This is a genomic window from Cupriavidus sp. UYPR2.512 (assembly GCF_000379565.1).
Lineage (GTDB): Bacteria > Pseudomonadota > Gammaproteobacteria > Burkholderiales > Burkholderiaceae > Cupriavidus.
In genome coordinates this window covers 1-2,324 of record NZ_KB903022.1, presented here as the reverse complement: position 1 = coordinate 2,324, position 2,324 = coordinate 1, and the positions used below count along the sequence as shown (strand labels likewise).

Genomic DNA, 2,324 nt, shown 5'->3' with positions numbered 1-2,324 from the left:
GGTCAAGCACGTCAATAACCATGGTTGCCCCGGGGTGGCACAGATGACCAACATACTATCGGTAGAGGGCTTGGGAGACAACCGGATAAGCATGAGATGAAGCTTCAGATACGCACGGCGCCGGCAAGCGTGCGACTGCGCGTAGAAAGCGACAATCCGGGAACGCGCCTAGTTTGCCGATATTACGAGAGATGCTGTCAGCAAGCTGGCAGCCACATCTACTATATAATGCCCTCTCAATGATTCTGTGAATTCTTCCAAATCGATGAGAGGGGATGAGAAGACGCTCCCTGATCCTTCAAGGGCAGGGCACCGACTTGGCGAAGAGTATGCCCAATTGCACGCATACATGCTGGATGAATGCCCGGCGCGCCAGTCGGCCCAAGACTGCTCATTGACTGCTCCCGACAACGCGGTCGGTAGCGGAAATTACCGGTCCACATCGAATCCCGACAGCGGTTGGCCAACCGATCATTACTACGTAGCAAAATCAGGTGGATCAATTGGTTCAGTCAGGTGACTGGCGCAGCGCGATTACAAAAGAAAATTAAAAGTAAATTCTTGCGCTCCCTTGCCATCTTACTCCACCCGCCGACTTTATGGCACATCGTGCCGTTTATTTATTTCATCCATTAAATGTGCAAACTGCTGCGGATTCCTATCTTTCGATGAAATAAGGCCCGCTTTGATGCTATCAACCCGACTAGACAAAGTACCATATCTTACCTGCTTAATTTCCTCCACTTTCTCCAGAAACTCTTTGTTTGGCCCGAGCGCTTTCGGGGCCGGTGCCATCTAAATTCGTTTTGGACAGCGCACTGAGCGCGTCAACAATTTTTCCTATTTGAATATCGATGTTCGCGCCACCGAAACGCCAGGCCGGCGAGTATTGATTGAATCAACCACTCTGGCGAAAAAATTTCGCATAGGAATCAATCACCTCCCGCGCCGCACTAGACCATGCTGTAAGGAACATGGATGGAGTTTTTTCGTACCAAGACATAGGCTACCTCTCTCTGCGTTGGCATTAAATCGACAGAAGTTGATCGAAACCTAAATTAAATCTCGCCCGCAGTTCAGCTTCGAAGAATAGTGCGCGCAGGAACAAAACTTCTAACTGCCTTGGCACACAACGCGAATCCTACCCACGTTAATCCCGATCGACGTCCGCGTTGGCATCGTTGCGCACAAAACCGGCATCATGGAGTACAAAGGTATCGTCGCCAATTGGTCCATAATCAACCTCGGAGACACGCCACACGACCGAGTCTGTGCGGTCGGACCAAATCATCATCGGTAGATTCGCCCGCGCGCTCCAACAAATATGGTGCGTATCCTGACCCTCCGTGAGAGCGTACCAGCGGCAAGGTGTTAATGGCGCCGGCGATCCTACAGGTGCACGAGTAAGGGCAAGCTCATAGCGTCCAACCGGATGCCGCAGGCCATGTGCCAAGTCAAACCAGGCGCTGATGTGGCCGAGGCGAATCAAGTTGTTGCGGTTGATACGAGTAGTGATGCGCCTGCGGTAATCGACCACTATCATTTGGTATTCGAGCGAGTCGGCTGCCATGCGGGCCACGTATGTGTCGACGGCCTGATCTGTTTTACGGCGCAATCGGATCTGACCATCCCTCCATACCTGCAGCGTGTGCGCGCCATCCTTGCTTTCGAACGTGGCACGGTAGAACAGCGCTGCCGGCTCAGCACCGGCCCGAAAGACCGATTCGAAGGTTGGCGTCAACTGTCCAGCCTCGGCAACCTGGACCGCAAAAGAGCATACGAGTGCGGCGCTGACTAACAGCGCGCCGCAATTATCGACGAACAGCCTTGGCATAGTCGAAGTACCGATAGGTCTTGCCATCGACGATCAAGTCCTTGACGGCCAAGTTGATAGAGTAGGTACCCTGCGTAAGCGCCAAGTCCTTCGTACTACCGGTCGGGTCGGTCGGCAGCTCAAAACTTAGGCCGGTCGCCGGCGCCGTGGTTGCAATGGTTGCGGCCTTGACCACAGGCGTACTCATGCTTGCCGGCGTCTGTAGGGCTTCATTAAGGATGCGGCCGTCGGCCTGCGACATCGACACGCCCAACAGATAAGCCACCGTCGGTGCCACGTCGACGTTGCCAGTCGGGTTCGAGATGACAGCGCTAGTGCGGAACGACGGCCCACTGGCAATCAGCGTATTGTGCACGTCGGTAGTGCTGAAACTACCGTGTATGCCGCTGTATCCTCCTGAATCACCCCGGGAATCGAGGAGGCTGTTTTGTTTAAGTTGATGCCGGGGCCGCAGCGGTATCGCTGAGTTGCCGATAGTAGTTTGCCTCAG

General features: G+C 54.1%; 1 protein-coding gene and 1 pseudogene. Both read right to left on the bottom strand.

What is annotated here, in order from left to right:
- Positions 1–1,150: 1,150 nt before the first annotated feature.
- Positions 1,151–1,834 (bottom strand): hypothetical protein, encoded by a 684-nt coding sequence (locus tag A3A5_RS0118255; protein WP_018311985.1) that lies wholly within the window; start codon positions 1,832–1,834, stop codon positions 1,151–1,153.
- A pseudogene (locus A3A5_RS0118250) lies at positions 1,812–2,324 on the bottom strand (hypothetical protein); the annotation flags it as partial. The pseudogene A3A5_RS0118250 and the gene A3A5_RS0118255, both read right to left, overlap by 23 nt.